Source organism: Bengtsoniella intestinalis, assembly GCF_039719005.1.
Lineage (GTDB): Bacteria > Bacillota > Clostridia > Oscillospirales > Oscillospiraceae > Oscillibacter > Oscillibacter intestinalis.
Map to the genome: position 1 here is coordinate 333,006 of NZ_CP133584.1, position 16,336 is coordinate 349,341.

11 protein-coding genes and 1 pseudogene are annotated in these 16,336 nt (G+C 47.6%); 6 read left to right on the forward strand and 6 right to left on the reverse strand.

Features of this window, described 5'->3' with window-relative positions:
* Positions 1-180 precede the first annotated feature (180 nt).
* Complete coding sequence (locus RFF05_RS01700; protein ID WP_409968706.1) at positions 181-5,634, reverse strand: S-layer homology domain-containing protein; 5,454 nt, start codon at positions 5,632-5,634, stop codon at positions 181-183.
* A 288-nt stretch (positions 5,635-5,922) separates the two neighbouring features.
* On the opposite strand from RFF05_RS01700, the gene RFF05_RS01705 reads away from it, so the two are divergent.
* The 5 genes and pseudogenes from RFF05_RS01705 to RFF05_RS01725 form a co-directional block, all read left to right on the forward strand.
* Entirely contained in the window at positions 5,923-6,648 is a 726-nt protein-coding gene (locus RFF05_RS01705) for a helix-turn-helix domain-containing protein (RefSeq protein WP_409968707.1), read from the forward strand.
* The gene (locus tag RFF05_RS01710) at positions 6,645-8,234 is read left to right on the forward strand and encodes a hypothetical protein (protein WP_409968708.1); all 1,590 of its coding nucleotides are present in this window, start codon (positions 6,645-6,647) and stop codon (positions 8,232-8,234) included. The genes RFF05_RS01705 and RFF05_RS01710 overlap by 4 nt, the downstream gene beginning before the upstream one ends.
* Before the next feature lie 13 nt (positions 8,235-8,247).
* Entirely contained in the window at positions 8,248-9,402 is a 1,155-nt protein-coding gene (locus RFF05_RS01715; RefSeq protein ID WP_409968709.1) for an ABC transporter substrate-binding protein, read from the forward strand.
* A gap of 13 nt (positions 9,403-9,415) precedes the next feature.
* Complete coding sequence (locus RFF05_RS01720; RefSeq protein ID WP_409968710.1) at positions 9,416-11,059, forward strand: sensor histidine kinase; 1,644 nt, start codon at positions 9,416-9,418, stop codon at positions 11,057-11,059.
* 187 nt (positions 11,060-11,246) lie between these two features.
* Positions 11,247-11,450: pseudogene (locus tag RFF05_RS01725) on the forward strand (manganese catalase family protein); the annotation flags it as partial.
* A 44-nt stretch (positions 11,451-11,494) separates the two neighbouring features.
* Here the strand turns inward: RFF05_RS01725 and RFF05_RS01730 are convergent.
* From RFF05_RS01730 to RFF05_RS01745, 4 genes are all read right to left on the reverse strand, one after another.
* Positions 11,495-12,361 (reverse strand): DMT family transporter, encoded by an 867-nt coding sequence (locus RFF05_RS01730; protein WP_409968711.1) that lies wholly within the window; start codon positions 12,359-12,361, stop codon positions 11,495-11,497.
* 167 nt (positions 12,362-12,528) lie between these two features.
* Positions 12,529-12,714, reverse strand: a complete 186-nt coding sequence (locus RFF05_RS01735; RefSeq protein ID WP_409968712.1) for a heavy-metal-associated domain-containing protein — start codon at positions 12,712-12,714, stop codon at positions 12,529-12,531.
* Positions 12,715-12,746: 32 nt separating this feature from the next.
* On the reverse strand, positions 12,747-14,972 hold the full coding sequence (locus tag RFF05_RS01740; protein WP_409968713.1) for a heavy metal translocating P-type ATPase: 2,226 nt from the start codon (positions 14,970-14,972) through the stop codon (positions 12,747-12,749).
* Between the two features lie 60 nt (positions 14,973-15,032).
* The gene (locus tag RFF05_RS01745; protein ID WP_409968714.1) at positions 15,033-15,236 is read right to left on the reverse strand and encodes a hypothetical protein; all 204 of its coding nucleotides are present in this window, start codon (positions 15,234-15,236) and stop codon (positions 15,033-15,035) included.
* A 93-nt stretch (positions 15,237-15,329) separates the two neighbouring features.
* On the opposite strand from RFF05_RS01745, the gene RFF05_RS01750 reads away from it, so the two are divergent.
* Positions 15,330-15,530 (forward strand): helix-turn-helix domain-containing protein, encoded by a 201-nt coding sequence (locus RFF05_RS01750; protein WP_409968715.1) that lies wholly within the window; start codon positions 15,330-15,332, stop codon positions 15,528-15,530.
* Between the two features lie 58 nt (positions 15,531-15,588).
* Here the strand turns inward: RFF05_RS01750 and RFF05_RS01755 are convergent, their stop codons facing one another.
* Entirely contained in the window at positions 15,589-16,146 is a 558-nt protein-coding gene (locus RFF05_RS01755; protein ID WP_409968716.1) for a hypothetical protein, read from the reverse strand.
* Between the last annotated feature and the right edge of the window lie 190 nt (positions 16,147-16,336).

Consider the following 16,336-nt stretch of genomic DNA (forward strand, 5'->3'; position numbering starts at 1 on the left):
GAGTACACCGACCCGTTCACGAGTAGCAAGAATACCAAGGCAGGAAAAACCCCCTAAAGGGTGGCCCGAAACAGCAATGCACGTGGCAGACCGTTCGGGATCCCTTTAGGGGTATGTCAGTTCCGCCCTTCTAGGGCTATCTCAAGCCACTAGCTGAGCTGGTGGTTTGACTTTGAACTTTTACTCGGCCAAGTACCGATACAGGAAGGTGACAATTGCGCCACGGTTGCAGGTGGTGTTGGGACGGAAGGTCTCGTCTTCATAGCCAGTGGTGATGCCGTTTTCGATGGCCCACAGCACTGCGTTGTAGTAGTAAGTGCCGTCCACCACATCGGATGCAATTTCTTCGGCTTCGCCAGATACGATCGGTTCGCCAGCAAAGCGATACAAGAAGGTGACGATGGCACCACGGTTGCAAGTGGTGTCGGGACGGAAGGTGCCGTCTTCATAGCCATTGGTGATGCCATTTTCCACAGCCCACAGCACTGCATCGTAGTAGTAAACGCCTTCAGCCACATCGCTAAAGGGATTGTCGATGGTGGCTTCTGGTTCGCCGGCGGCACGCCACAAGAAGGTGACGGCTTGGGCACGGGTGCAAGATGCGGTGGGACGGAAGGTGTCGTCTTCATAACCAGCGGTCACCCCATTGCCCAATGCCCACAGCATGGGTAGGTAGTAATAGGCGTTGATGTCCACGTCGGTGAAGTTTTGCTCGGTGGCGTACAAGCTGTTGTGAGCCACCACATAATAGGAGAAGTGAGTGGTGGTGAAGGTAACCAAACCAGTGTCATCGTCGTAGGAGGCAAACATGATATCTAGGTTGCCTGCGTCGTCTAGGTACCAGACCACAACGCCGTCGCCGGTTTCGCCGTCAGCCAGTTCATAAGGTACAGACACGGTGATAAGACCGCCGTCGAAATGGGTCACATAATCACCATCCACAGTGACAGACAGGTCAAAGACAGGGCTGTCGCCCACCACAGCTTGTTGGGTTTCGGAAAGTTCGCTGGCCGTATCCACTTGCCCGATGGTGATAGACACCTGAGCATCTTCCCCAGCTTGGGCGGCAATGGAGGCGGCGGCTTCACTGGAGATTTCCAAGGTGCCAACTTCAGAGGTGATGGTCAGGGTTTCCACGTCGCTTTCAGCCAAAGTTGCCAGTGCGTTGGCAGGGACTTCTACGGCCACGGCATTGGCGCTGGAGCTGACGGTGGCCACGATTTCCACGGTGGCTACGCCATCGTCGGTGGCATCCACTGCATCGGTGATGGCTTGGGTCAAGGTTTCTTCGCTGACGGTAGCAGTGGTGGTGCCGTTGGAGGTGGAGGTATCGGCGCCCACAGAGGCAACAGCATCGCCGTTGTCGTTGGTGGATACGGTGGAGTCGCTAGAAGTATCGGAGGAATCGGTGCTATCAGAGCTACCGCCACCGCCACCAGAAGAGGGCTTGGTGGAGATGGTCAAGGTTGCGGTGGGGTCAATGGTGATGGTGTAGTTGCTGTCGGAGAATGCTTCTGGATTGGTCCAAGTGATGATGTAAGAACCATTGGTGGAACTATCGGCCAAAGTTGCACCCTCGCTGTCAGTCAAGGTGAAGGTTGGGGTAGCATCGAAGCTATCGCCTGTCACCAAACCGTCGTAGGTCAAGGTGATGGAGGTGGGCAGGTCGTAATTTTTGTACACGCTGTCATCGCTGACGGCGATGGTCAAGGCCTTGGGTTCCACAGTGACAGAGCCAGCGGTGACGTAGATGTCGGCGTAATCATCGGAGGTGAAGGACAGTGTGTAATCATAGTCGCCAGCATCGGGAGAACCAGTCACGTTTAGGCTGTAGGTGCCGTCGATGGTTTCTTCGCCCACAGTTGCGGTGATGACATTCACTGTGAGAATGTCGTCCCAGCTGTCGCCATAGGTGGGTGCATCGCTGACGGTGATGTAATCGCCATCGGTTACGAAGGCGATGTCAACCATTGTAATAGTGATAGATCCACTCAACAAGGTGACAGAATAGTTGGTGTCGGTGGAGGTGAAGTAGTAGCTGATGGACAAAGACTCGCCGCCGCTCAATGCTTCCAAAGCAGGCATGATGTCGTCGTCCAAATCTTTATTGACTCCGTCCACAAAATAGGTCACAGCGCCAGTCACTGCTTCGCCATCCACGCCAGTGATGACGATGTCTGGGAAGACAATGTTGCTAAGAGGTAAGGTGATGGAGGTGACGGTTTCGTTGCTCACGTCGGTATAGGCAGCAATGACCAATTCGCCAGCAGTTAAGCCAGTGATGTCGCTGTAGTTGGTGCCTTCTGCCACGTCGAAGGTGACGGTATAGGTGCCAGCATCGGTGGGCAGGGTGGTAGAGCCGTCATAATAGATAGCGGTTACTTCGCCCATGCCAACAAGACCTTCGTTGACAGCAATGGTGGTTGCGGTGATGGTGCCACCATAGGTCAAGCCAGTGGGGATGGTTGCAGTGAAATCACTAGCAGAGGGGTTAGCCTGACCAACCACCACAGTATAGCTGCTGGTGGTTGCGCTATACGTATCAGTAGCGGCGGCGGTGGCGGTAATGGTAGCCGTGCCAGCGCCTACGATGGTGATTGCGCCAGTGGAGCTGTCTACGGTGACAACATCGGTATCGCTAGAGGAGTAGGAAATTGCGCCGCCGTTTTCGGAGGTATTGGTGGCGGTATAATAGTTAGATGTTGTGCCGTATTCCAAATTCAAAGTGCCAGAATAGTTCCAAGAAATTGTTTGTGGGTCGAGGTCTGTACCAATGTCGCCCTCGGTATTCACATTTAACAAATAGTTTGTCTCGGTCAATGAGATATCATATTCTTCGTTGGCTTCATCATAAGTAACAGATGCGTCTGTATATATTTTCAAGGTGTAATACTCATCTGCCGAAATAGTCTTATCCCCTAAGCCTAAGAGGTAGAAGGCATCTGCATCTTCGGATGGCCATTGGTAAACTTTGATTTCAGCAGCACCGCTTGCGTCTGTCTCTGCGGATTGTTCGTAAATTCTAACAAATTCACCATCGCCATCAAGTGTGCCATAGCTTAGTTGGATGCTTGAATTTGCAGGTAGGTCTGCAAATGTCAATGTGTGGATTGTTTGTTCGCTGTAGTCTACATAAGAGTATCCCACATTATACAGCGTGTCAGAATATAGGTTATTGGTGGTGTAGTCTACTTTTACAGAAGACTCACTGCTGCTGGCACCATCATAGTCATCAATATTCACAAAATATTGTGTATATGATTTTTGCGAATAGCTAGAGCTGGCAGTAAGCACATCTCCGCTGCAGATTGCGTGGTAATTATTCACGGTGCCCCAGCTAGTGCTACCATAGTTCTCGCCATTCATATAACGAATGCCATAAGAAACGTAACCCATGACACCAACGGCGTCCCAAGTCAAAATTGGAAGGGTTTGGTAGATGTCAGAGTCTATTGTAACCGTTAGATTTGCTGGTGGGTCGATTTGGTCGGTGGTGTCGCCGTCTACATCCAGCGCATAGGTGGTAAATGTAGAGGTATAAGTCACGCCAGAGCCTGTGGTTGTGAGTACCACGGCATCGTAGCTATCTAAGGCTGTGCTGTCGAAGTTATAGCTATAGTTTGCGCCACCGTCATAAGAATAGAATTCAAAACTGGCTTCGCCTTTTCCGTTTGTAATAGCAAACTTACCACCGTTGGTATCATCATTTTCTAAAAATACAGTGGTATTTTCTGGCAAACCAGTCACGGTAACAGTGGCGATGGTAGCTGTTACATCACTATGGGTTTCTTCTCTTGTGCCGTCAAAGGTGATGGTACCTTTATCCGTTGCAGTGCCACCATCTTTCACTGTGATAGACACATCAAGGGTTTGCCATTCTACAGAATCTCCAGGTTCATTTTCCCAGTTATCATAGGCATTCTCTTCATCGATAAATACTGAGAATTTAGTTGCTGTGAATTCGCCATTGTAAGTGCTTAGCACATCAGGCGCATAGTAAAGAATATCTCCTTCACCATTATTACCTGTGCTATAAATACTAAAATATTCGTTGAAATTATCAGATAATGTCCAGAAAACACCTGCATCTGTCTCGCTGTCATCCCACCGACCATAGAGCATACCATTTTGTTCATAGATAGAAAGGCTAGAGGTGGTGTCGCCGTCGTCGCTACTCTCAAACTCAGAAAAATCAATGGTCAGTGGATAGACAGTTTCTGTGAGAGACACATTGTATGTGCCGTCACCATCTTGAGATACAGATTGCTCGGTGTACAATGTGATGTCATAGAAGTCGCTTTCGCCCATAGCTTCAGCGCTTGCCATGGCTTCAAGCTGACTTAAATCCCACCACTCGTTATTTTCAATTTCAAACACGACGGTGCCGTAATCGTCAGTTTCGCAGAAGCCCACACCAACTTCAGAATATTCGTAATAGTTACCGCCATAATCATCGGTGATTTCACCAAAAGCAAGATTTGTTGTTGTGTTGGCAGGCAGACCTTCAATGGTGAAATAGTAGGCATCTTCATCTGCGTCATAAGTGAAATAAGCTGTTTTTTCTGTGCTAGAAAGGCTAGGATAAGATGTGTAATTTACATCTAAATAGGTGTAATCGCTGATTTCTTCGGTTTCCCAGTCTTTTACCATAACACCATACTGAGAATAGGTATATTCTACATTCATATTTCGAATGTAGTCACCCTCTAGGGTCATGTATTCACCAAAACCAGAAGAATAGCCAGTTACCCAATCTTCGATTGGATTGCCGTTATCATCATAATTGCGTTCCATTCTAATAGGGTATTGATAACTACCACCAGTGTTTGGATTTTCCCAAGTTAAGATAGGTAGGGTGTTGTGAATATCGGTGTCTATCTCCACTTTTAGGTTAGTGGGAGCATCTAAGTCGAAACTCGCCTCCACAACCTCTACATCATAACGTGTGATGGTGATGTCGTATTCGTTCTCATCATTACCAGCGCTTACAGAAGTTATCACGTCCATATTTAGAGGTTGATCTTCAGTTAGAGCTGTTTCAATGAACAGGTTGTAAGAATCATCCGCTACATAGTATTTGCCGCCATCTTCGTAGCAATCTAGGGCGTAGAATTCATCCACAATCATGGTTGCATGGTTCCACTCCAAATCTGTGGTTACCAAATAGATAGGGTCAACACTGCCATCATCGTAAGGGGTCAGGGTAATTGCTGTGGTGGTATCTGTCTCATGGGTCATATTCAATGAGATGCCCATGATTTCTGATTGCGCCAGAATGGTCTCATCGTCATCATCATCGTCATACAGGAACACTTGCACATCGGAGTATGTACCACCGCCTTCTTCCCAAGTGAGCCAATCCAACACTTCAAGGCTAGTGTCGCCATACCAGACATCTTGCCCTCTGCCAGCAATTGAGGCGTTGCCTGTCATGGTCATGTCTACCCGATAGTAGTAGTTTTGGTACTCTACATAGGCCTCTGGCTCAGTCCAAGAAAGGGTTAAACTCTCATTGGCATAGGCTAAGTTGAGCCCCGTAATCGTTTCAGACGTCTCCGTCGCCAGCGCCGTCATCGGCACTAGTGTACAGAGCATACTGAGGGTCATAATCATGGCTAATATTCGTTTTTTCATCCTTGTTCCTCCTAAAAGTTCCAAAATTCTTGTTCAAGTTTCCATAGATACCACTTATTGTAACTTAAATCCCAAAAAAAGGAAGGGTTTATCCTATGGGATAGTTGGATTATCTACAGGTGTGATAGTCTCCACATCCCCACCATGACCCATACGCACAAATTCCCAAAATATTGAAAAACTGTAGATTGTCCACCTTTTTTATAGTATACTACCTATACAAGCTCCTGGCATTTCCAGTATGATAGAATAAGTTATAGTATTGCCATGAGGGAGGGGAGTGTTTCCATGTATCGTGTGTATTTGGTGGATGACGACACTGTGATATTAGATGAATTGCGCCACAATATCGTCTGGCTAGACAACGGCTTTGAAGTGGTGGGCAGTAGCAACACCCCTGCCGTGGCCTTGGATGAAATTATAAATCTACAGCCTGAATTGGTGGTCTCCGATTTGAAAATGGAGCCCTTTGACGGTATCGCCCTGATGCAAAAACTGAAAGAACTTGGCCTAACGCCCTACTTTTTAATGGTGAGCGCTTATGGCTCTTTTGAAAACTCGCGCCGCTTTTTCTTAGAAGGTGGCTACGACTACCTACTCAAACCCTTCGAGCCCGAAGAAGTGGAAATGATATTAGGCAAGCTGTTCGAACGGCTCTCTGGCAAAACAGTGGCAGCCTCAAAAAGCTACAACCCAGCCTTTGGGGATTTGCTTATCTATTTACAGGAAAACTACCACCAAAAGCACTCCTTAGAGTCTTTGGGCAAGCAGTTTTCTCTCAGCCCCAACTATATTTGCACCCTCTTTTCCAAGCACTGCGACACCACCCTGACCCACCATATCACCGCCCTACGGATGGAGGTGGCTAAAAAAGAACTCGAAAAAGGGCAACAGCCACTAAAAGACATTGCCAGCCAGTGCGGTTACCCCGATTATCGGTACTTCAACCGTGTGTTCAAAGAATATTACGGTGTTCCCCCTAGAAAATACAAGGAAACAGGCGGTGGCACATGAAAAAACAGTTCCCCTTGCTTGTGCTGGGTGTGGTGATTGCAATCTGGGGCGGACAGCAGCTGCTCCCCCTTCTCGCGCCCAAAGCAGAGCCCATCATCCTGACCATCACCATGGCCGAAAGCCCCTATATTGAAGATATTTCCGTCAACCACTATAAACAATGGCTGGAGGAACAGACAGGGTACACCTTGATTTTCAATGTGGTGGCACCCATTTATAGCGGACAAGCTGTGTCTGACAGTATCACAGATGGCACCTTGCAGACCGATATTTTGTTTTCTTTCACCACCCAAGAGACCGACTTTTTTACGCCCCAAATCATCAATTCTCTGGGGGAAGGGGGATATATCTACCCCTTAGACAGTCTGCTAACGGATGGACAATCCTTGGGTGCCATTGTGACGGATATCACATCTTATGATCTTGCTTCCTATTTAACCGCTGAGGACGGGCACCTCTATTATGCCCCCCAGTTAGATGCCTCAAAGCTGTCCACCGCTGACGAAACCCTCTGGATTAACATAAATTGGCTACATACACTAGATCTATCTATCCCCACAACCACTGCCGAACTCGCTGCTGTGCTAGAGGCTTTTGCAACAGATGACCCAAATGGCAATGGCATGTTAGATGAGGTTCCCTTTGCCAGTAGCGATGACCTTTATCCCTGCCGCGACTATCTCATCAACGCCTTTGTCTACAACGACACCGACAATTACCGCTTTTATGCCGATGAGACGGGCATCCAGTTCGCCCCCACTCAGGATGGTTGGCGTGAGGCTATGATTTATCTCTCCTCCCTGTATGGAACCGATGGAGTAAATCTCCTGACTAGCCCCCTAACCACGCACCAACTGTCGGAATTGACTTCCTCTGCCAGCGATGTGCTAGGGGCCTTCACCACCAACGATGTAGGCGGTGTTTTTTGGAATAATCATTTTGATGTGCCTATGCGTTATAGCCCCGTTAGTCCCATTGCCACAGAAGATGGCATATCCCATGCCACCATCTCCACGCCTCTGCCAATGGTAGGCGCTGTTATACCTGCCAACGCTAGTAACCCAGAGGCGGCCATAACGTTGCTAAATCTCATGCTTAGCCCAGAGGCCAGTCTCATTGCCTGTTATGGGGAAGAGGGTGTGGACTGGGAATATGCCTCCGCCACCGATTTGGACAGCCAAGGTGCCAAAGCCTCCGTGGTGGTGCATTCCCATTACGACGGGCTGGCACAAAATAAGAATTTTGCAAATTCTGGCCCCTATTATGTCTATCCAGACATTGCCGACCATGTATCTTATACCAACTTTGATACCGCCTATCTCAACAACCGTGGACTTATTGTCCAACAGGCCTCTCAGCCAACAGTGATACTAAGCCCCATTGATTTGACAGGTAATCAGGACTTATATGACAGAGCCCTGGCCATAGAAGACTATACCCAGCAATGGCTAGATGGCTTTTGCGATGGCACCTATGACCCCAGTGACGATGCCATTTGGAACAGCTATCTAACTGGATATGAAGACTTGGGTTTAACCACCCTCTTATCGTATATTGAGCAAACCACATCCATTAACCCTGCGTAAAAGGAGCACTGTAATGAAAAAGTTTTTAGTTCCATGCCTATTGCTAATGAGTTTGTTGACCTTATCCTCTTGCGGTGCTATCCGTGAGGATAGCACCGCAAGCCAGTGGCTTGTGGATGCAAATTTATCGGCTGAGGAAACGCCAGAGGAGCTCTATGCACAGGCCTTAGAGGAGGGTGTCCTCACCATCTACACGGTATCTTCTCGTCTGGTGGATGTGGCCGCCGCCTTTGAAGAAGAATATTCTGGGCTTAGCGTAGAGGTCATCTATGCCAGAACAGAGGATATGGTGGAGCAACTTGTATCTGATAAGGATGCGGATGCTATCACCGCCGACTTGGTGTTTCTCACCAATGGCTCTGGCTCTATCACCGAGGAACTCATTCCAGACGACTTAGTGCAAAAATATCTCCCCTATGACATGGCAGATGCCATGCTAGACGGGCTCAATGACAGCTATGTCAGCGTTATGGTGGAGGTGCCCATGCTGGTGTATAGCACCCAAAGCTTTGACGCCCCACCTGTAGCCAACTGGTGGGAGCTGACCGAGCCACAATGGGCGGATAAAGTATACATCACCAACCCCTCTGACAGCATGATATCCTATACCTTCTTCGCCATGCTCCAACAAAATAGCGACCTGTTAGAACAAGCCTACACCCAATATTACAGCACCGACTATGTGGGGGATGGCAGCGCTACTATTTTTGAAACCTTTCTCCGTAAACTGGTGAATAACGGGCTTCACATTGTCAACGACAGCGATGATGTGGCCAATGGCATCGAATACGGTGAAGGTGTTGTGGGGCTAATGAATGCCAGCAAAATCCGATATAATGCCGACGGCTATCATTTCGCTCTGTGCTACGACATGGCACCTTTTAGTGGCGTGGCAAACCCTGCCGCCATTATGATGGTGGACGGTGCCCCCAATGTGGCCAGCGCCAAGCTGTTCATCCGCTATATTTTAGGGGAAACGGACGGGCAAGGGGAAGGGCTATCCATCCTTCTGGCAAACGAGGGTATTTGGCCTGCTCGCACAGATGCCGAGGGGTTATCTCCTTCTCTATCCACGTTCTCTGTATTGTCAACAGATGAAGATTTTTCAGCCCAGTATCGAGATACCTTTTTAACCCTGTGGACGGAGATTTTGACTGCGCTAGACTAAAGGAGGTGCGAAGATGATACGACGAACGCTAAAACGCAATTTAATGTTGCTGTTTGTTGCTTTTTTGGTATCGCTATTTGTAATTTGGGGCATCTTCTATCTGGTGGTCTCCCGTTTTATTTACGACCAGACTGAGAGTACACTCAACACCTCTATCATTCAAATCACCGATCAGCTCAGCGCAGAGTTCACCCAGCTAGAACAACTCTGCTACACCCTCCAAGATAACGCCACCCTCCAAGCATTTTTCACCACCGATGACACCATGGCGCGCATTGTCTTAGCAGGTGATTTGGAGGCAGAACTTCAAAACCAATACAACGCTTCTTTTGTCAGTGATGTCATTGCCATGGATGTGGATGGAGATTTTTATCGCCTAACAGGAAGCTTTTCCAATCCCTCAGCCCAGCTTCTTTCTCGTCAACTGGAGACACTCTCCCTGCCATCTCACATCACTGTCTCCACCCAGGGGGAATTACGCTTGGGCTATGTGGTGGGCATTTATGATGATGCTGGTTCCATGCTGGGCTATTTCCTCATGCTCACCAGCAGAGAGAAGCTATATACCTTGGTACAGTCTTATCATCTAGACTCTTATTTAAGCGTGTCACTTCTCTCTGGCGATGATGTGATTATCAACAGCGGCAACTTTACTGATGACACTATGACGATGGAAAAACAGATGGGGATTACCCCGTTTTCTGTGGTTTGCTCCGTCAACGAAGACCATTTGCACACAGCCACCCAGTATTTTACCATGGCCACCATCTGGACGCTGATACTCTCTGGAATCGCCTTATGGGGCTGTATTTTGCTGCTTAAAACCCTATTTCTACAGCCCATGCTCCATATTATTGGCAACGCAAAATCCATTGGCCATTCTGCCACCGAATCTCAACTCTCCCACACAGGACAAGCAGACTTTGACGGTCTGGTAGATGAAATCAACCATCTCATCGTCCAGCTGGAAGAACGCACCCAAGCCACATTTGCCTTAGAACGCGCAGTTCATACCACAGAACTAGAACGACAAACCGCTATTGTAGCCTCGCTGAAAAAGCAAATCAACGCCCACTTCACCGTCAACACCTTGGCTGTCATTCGTGGCTTAAATCGACAGGGAGAAACCGAAAAAGTGGCCAAACTCAGCGACGGCTTGGCACACCTTCTTCGCTATGCCTATGATGGGGATGAGTCGATTTCCTGTTTGAGCGAAGTGATTGTGCTGGAAAAATATGCCACCATGATGCAAATTCGCTATCCTGAGCGGTTTGAGCCAGATTTTGACATTCACTATGCCATTGAAGAACGGCAGATTCCCCGTATGCTCTTACAGCCTATCTTGGAAAACGCCATCATCCATGGCTTTTCTGACCATACAGGCTGTCACTTGACCCTGTGGGGCGAGAAAATCCATAAAAACCTTTGCTTTACTATTACCGATGACGGCTGTGGAATGACATCTGATAAATTAAAAACATTGCAAGACACCATTGCCGCCGTCACCCCCACTTCGCACAATCCCGACGGCCTGAAGCAAATTGCCTTAGCCAACATCCAAAAACGAGTGGTGACAGAATTTGGGGTGGGGTTCGGACTAACAATCCAGTCAACACAAGGGCAAGGCACTACAGTCACCTTGACAATCCCAGGGTAATACCTCAGGAATAAATGCAAGCGGAAGCAGGTGCGCTTGACCAACGATGAACTTTGCGCTGATCCGCAACGGCTATCCTCCAGTGAACATCAAGTTCACCGACCGCAAACGAGATACTACGACGCCGATTAAAGATACCTTTTCAATTCTTCATCAATGCCACAATAAGCAATGTTGCTCTTACGCCATAGCCGCAGAGCAAAAGGCTCGCATGACCTATGACAATATCCTGCGGATGTGCGATGACCCCGATGTATCGGATGTCATCCGGTACCTTCGTGCTCGCGAAGTGGTACATTTCCAAAGATTTGGGGAAGGCTTGCGTTTGGTGAAAGATCGCTCGGATGAGAAGAATGTGTATTACATGAATCCATCGTTTGACAAACGGTAAAGGAAAAACCCAAGGGAAGTTTTGGCTTCCCTTGGGTGATTTTTTTATGCTTTGGCTTTTTCCAATTTGCTGTTGCCGAAAAATACAATGGCACCAGCGATGATGACCAGTACTGCACCTATAAGTGAAGTGGGCTTGACAGTTTGTTGCAAAAAAACATATCCAAACAACATGGAAAATACAATGCCAGAATAATTGTAAATACTGACCTCGGAGGCCCTTGCAAAGGTATAGGAATAGGTGAGGGTGATTTGGCCCAAGCCTGCAAACACACCGATGAGCACCAACATAAACCCTTCAAACAACGTGGGTACCACAACGTTCATGCACATCAATGGCAAGGTCAAGGTAGTGGAGAAAATGGAGAAGAAGAAAATAATCACTTCAGGTCGTTCTTTGCCTTTAAGGGCTCCGATGAAGGTATACGCCACGCCAGAGAACAAACAGGCCAGCCCAGCGATAAACAAGGGGTACCAGTCAGAATTGAACTGTGGGTTGGAAATGAAAAACACACCTGCCGTTGCCACAAATAAGCCAGCGATTTGGTATTTGGTGATGGTTTCCTTTAAGAATAAAAATGCCAACAAAGACACAATAAATGGCGACATTTTCATAATCGTATTGATATCCCCTTGGTTGCCAATGCCAGCGGCAGAGAACGTGGTAATCATGCCAAAATAGCCAAAACCAGAGCGGCAGATTAGTAACAGGCGGTTTTTGCGTGCGCCAAAATAGGATAGTTTTTGCTTGCGAATGGCAAGAAAGGCAATAAACGTGGTAACCAGATTACGGAAAAATAACTGCTCAAACAACGGGATATTGTCAGCGGTTAAGGCGATGATAATTTGCATCATGGCGAAGGACATGGCCGAGAGAACCATGAGAGAAATTGCTTTTGTTTTGTTGTTCATATATACTCCTGAATAGGTTGAATTTGATTGAAAGGCTAAAATCCCCTAACTAAAATAGTATACCACCAATGTTTACATAAGTGCAACAAGAATTTGGTCGAAAATGTACCAAAAAAGCCGTTCTGTATCGGTACAGAACGGCTTTTTTCACTAGAAATTGTAAACTTTTAGACAGTGGCATCAAAGCCCAAATCATCTAGCTCAGAGATGGCAAGATCAACCTTGGCTTCATCCACCGCAACGGTTTTGGCTTCTAAATTTACTTGGAAGGCTACGTCAGCAGCGGTCAGGGCATCGGAGATACGGGCGACGCATTTGGGGCAGTGCATATCTGGTACGTTTAAAGTGGTCATGGGAATTACCTCATTTCATAATTTCATCTCTTTTAAGAGAGTTTTTTTGTTTTCAATCGCAAGGCATTGCTCACCACAAATAGCGAGCTACAGCTCATAGCCAAACCGCCAATCATAGGGGAGAGCAGCAATCCAAAGCTGGCATAGAACAGCCCAGCCGCCACAGGAATACCCATGGTGTTATAGCAAAATGCCCAGAATAGGTTTTGGCGAATGTTTCGAATGGTCAATCGGCTGAGCCGAATGGCACGGCACACATCAGTGAGGGATTGTCCCATGAGCACAATTTGAGCTGAGTCGATGGCAATGTCACTGCCGCCGCCAATGGCGCAACCAATGTCGGCTTGGGTCAAGGCTGGGGCGTCGTTGATGCCGTCGCCCACCATCATCACCACCTTGCCTTGAGCTTGATACTGTTGCACCACCTCTGCCTTTTGGGTGGGGAGGACTTGGGCCACAATGTGGTCAACACCAGCTTGTGTGCCAATATAATTGGCCGCCGCTTGGTTGTCACCTGTGAGCATGACGGTTTCAATGCCCATGTCTTTGAGCTTCAAGATGGCTTCAGCGGCATCGACGCGCATGGTGTCGGCAATGGCAATCAGACCCATAGCGATACCATTTTGAGCCACCAGCACCACGGTTTTTCCCTGGCCTTGCAAGGTGGAAATTTGTCCATTCCAGCGGCTAGTGTCTATGGCGTGATCTTGGATGAACTGCGGACTACCCACCAAAACAGCTTGTCCACCAACCATGGCAGAGAGTCCTTTGCCAGTGTGGTTCTGGAAGCAATTGACATCATGGACCGACAAATCGATGGCTTTTACATGGTTACAAATGGCTTGAGACAAGGGATGGTCAGATAAAATCTCCAAAGAAGCCGCCATGGTCAACAACTGGGTGGTGTCATCGCCAAGCACATCGGTGACAGTGGGTTTTCCCTCTGTGATGGTGCCAGTTTTGTCGAAAATGGCAACACTGACTTTGTGGGTGGTTTCCAGTGCATCGCCGTTGCGAATGAGAATGCCGTGGTTAGCGCCTAGCCCTGTGCCCACAATGATGGCAGTGGGGGTAGCCAAACCTAAGGCGCAGGGGCAAGCAATCACCAGCACCGACGTGAAGATTTTCACCGCAAAGGCAAAGTCTGCCCCTACCAACAGCCACACAATGGCAGACACGGTGGCAATCACCATGACAACGGGGACAAAAATACCAGAAATCTGGTCAGCGAGTTTGGAGATAGGGGCTTTTTTACCCTGTGCATTTTCTACGAATTGAATGATTTTCGACAAGGCAGTGTCTTTGCCCACATGGGTCACTTCCACAAACAAAGCACCGTCTACTGACAGGCTACCGCCGATGACGGTACTGCCTGCAGTTTTGGTGACAGGCAGGCTTTCGCCAGTGAGCATGGCTTCGTTGACGCTACCATCACCGCTGGTGACCGTGCCATCTAGGGGGATTTTGGCGCCTGGCTTTACCAGCACGGTGTCGCCTACTTTGATTTTTTCGATTGGCACTTCCCATTGACCGTCTTTGTCAACCAAAATGGCGGTGTCTGGGGTCAGAGCCATCAGCTTTTGGATGGCTTCTTTGGTTTTTTCTTTGTTGCGCCCTTCCATATATTTGCCCACAGATACCAGTGCCACCACCACAGCGGCAGACTCATAGTACAGAGAGTGGGCGTAATGGGCGTTGTCGGAAATCAAAAAGGTCATGACGATACTATATAATAAAGAAGCCGTGGCACTCAGCGCCACCAGTGTGTCCATATTGGGATTGCCGTGAAACAGCGAGCCAAAGCCACCAATGAAAAACCGTTTGCCAATCACCAACACAGGAAGGGTCAACAGCAACTGTATCAACGCAAAGTTCACAGGGTGGGTGGTCATGGAAATGATATCTGGCAAGGGCATAGAAGGGAAGAGCATTTGCCCCATGGAAATCACCAGCAACGTGCCTGCAAAGACGAGAGAGACGATTAAGCCCCATGTTTCATGCTTGGCTGTGTTGTCTGCCGTGGTCACCACAGCTTGGGGTTCATCGGTGTGAAGCACGGCAGAAAACCCTGCTTTTGACACCTTTTGGATAATCATCTCTGGGGTGGTTTGTGTTTCATCGTAAACTATGGTCAAGCGGTTCATGGGCAGGTTGACTTCGCTACGCTCCACGCCAGCAAGCTTACGGGTCACCCGTTCCACCGCACTGGAGCACGCCGAGCAGTGCATACCACCGATGTCATAGCGCTGTTCAATCATGGCGCCACCTCCTTATACTAGGGTTAGTGTAGCATAATTGGAAGATAAGTGCAAGGGGTGTTATGTGGTTTTAAATGCCTCTAAAGAAGCATTTAAAATTCTAATAGCACGTTGGTTTGCTTCTAATTGGTTGAAATATAGCATTTTATATATATAAGAAGTACTTTTATCGTATTTAGCCACCTTTGATTTTTGTTGCAAGATGGAAATAGCCGTTTTTTGAATTTCAAATTGTTGTTGACACATGGTTTCATAATCTAACATTTTTTCACACTCCGTTTAAACATTATAGGACATATTGTCCTATAATGTCAATACAAGGTGGTCTTACAGCGTATACTAATTACGGTGATGCAAATGAGATTGAGAATTCGAGATTTAAGGGAAGACAAGGATTTGTCCCAACAAGTGGTTGCAGAATTTTTACTATGCGACCAATCCCTTTATTCCAAATATGAACGCCAAGAACGTGTCCTGCCTTTGGAATTGGCAATCAAACTAGCAGATTATTATGGCGTTAGTTTGGATTATTTGGTAGGGCGTAGCAATACGCCATAAATGATACTATAAAACGAGAAAATCCCCACAGACCAGTTGGTCTGTGGGGATTTTGCATTTACCGCTTAAACAAGTCTTTCAGTGAATAGATGGACAAACTCCACATGGAGCGGAGTTGACCCCATTTCAGGCCTGTCTGCTCTGAAAGCTGAGCTTTTACATTTTTCAAGCCTCGGTCGTTGCCAATCTCGGCAGGGGGCAGGATGAACACATTGCAATTGTTATCCACGATATAGCAATTCGTGTTATCTTCGATGAGCTGGGCAATGTTTTTATAGGAAAAGGATTCGTCGTTTTTATCGATGGTACGGATGAAATTATATTGGTTGAAGCGATAGGACACAGAGGGTAGTTTGCTACCATAATGGGCAGAAACCCGTTCCGTCGCCATTCTCACTGGCAGATACATACAGGGAAAGGCCACACAGCCAATCATTAGCATCACCATCCGAATGTTTTCTGGTAAAGAGGTGAGTGCCCCTAACAACACCAGCACGATGCAAACCAGTTGATAGACAAATTTAAACTTATAGCGTACCAAGGAAAACTGTAATTTAGACAAAGCGTACAGTGACGCTTTTGTATACGTGAACGATAGGGATGTAGGCGTGAACATAGATAAAACCTCCGAAGTTTTATCTTTAGTATAGTGGCAGAGGGGAGATTTGTAAAGGGTTTTCACCTTTGGAAATAGGTTTGTTTTCCCTTGTTTTTATTGTTCACAATTTATTTACAATTTCATATGCACGAAAACGTGCAACGATTGACCTTTTTCGCCCTTAGGGTGAGAGAGGTTTTTTCTGTTT

Coding starts and splice junctions, on each gene's coding strand:
- RFF05_RS01720 (WP_409968710.1), top strand. CDS start 9,416: ATGATACGACGAACGCTAAAACGCAATTTAATGTTGCTGTTTGTTGCT.
- RFF05_RS01730 (WP_409968711.1), bottom strand. CDS start 12,361: ATGAACAACAAAACAAAAGCAATTTCTCTCATGGTTCTCTCGGCCATG.
- RFF05_RS01750 (WP_409968715.1), top strand. CDS start 15,330: ATGAGATTGAGAATTCGAGATTTAAGGGAAGACAAGGATTTGTCCCAA.
- RFF05_RS01715 (WP_409968709.1), top strand. CDS start 8,248: ATGAAAAAGTTTTTAGTTCCATGCCTATTGCTAATGAGTTTGTTGACC.
- RFF05_RS01705 (WP_409968707.1), top strand. CDS start 5,923: ATGTATCGTGTGTATTTGGTGGATGACGACACTGTGATATTAGATGAA.
- RFF05_RS01755 (WP_409968716.1), bottom strand. CDS start 16,146: ATGTTCACGCCTACATCCCTATCGTTCACGTATACAAAAGCGTCACTG.
- RFF05_RS01700 (WP_409968706.1), bottom strand. CDS start 5,634: ATGAAAAAACGAATATTAGCCATGATTATGACCCTCAGTATGCTCTGT.
- RFF05_RS01735 (WP_409968712.1), bottom strand. CDS start 12,714: ATGACCACTTTAAACGTACCAGATATGCACTGCCCCAAATGCGTCGCC.
- RFF05_RS01745 (WP_409968714.1), bottom strand. CDS start 15,236: ATGTTAGATTATGAAACCATGTGTCAACAACAATTTGAAATTCAAAAA.
- RFF05_RS01710 (WP_409968708.1), top strand. CDS start 6,645: ATGAAAAAACAGTTCCCCTTGCTTGTGCTGGGTGTGGTGATTGCAATC.
- RFF05_RS01740 (WP_409968713.1), bottom strand. CDS start 14,972: ATGATTGAACAGCGCTATGACATCGGTGGTATGCACTGCTCGGCGTGC.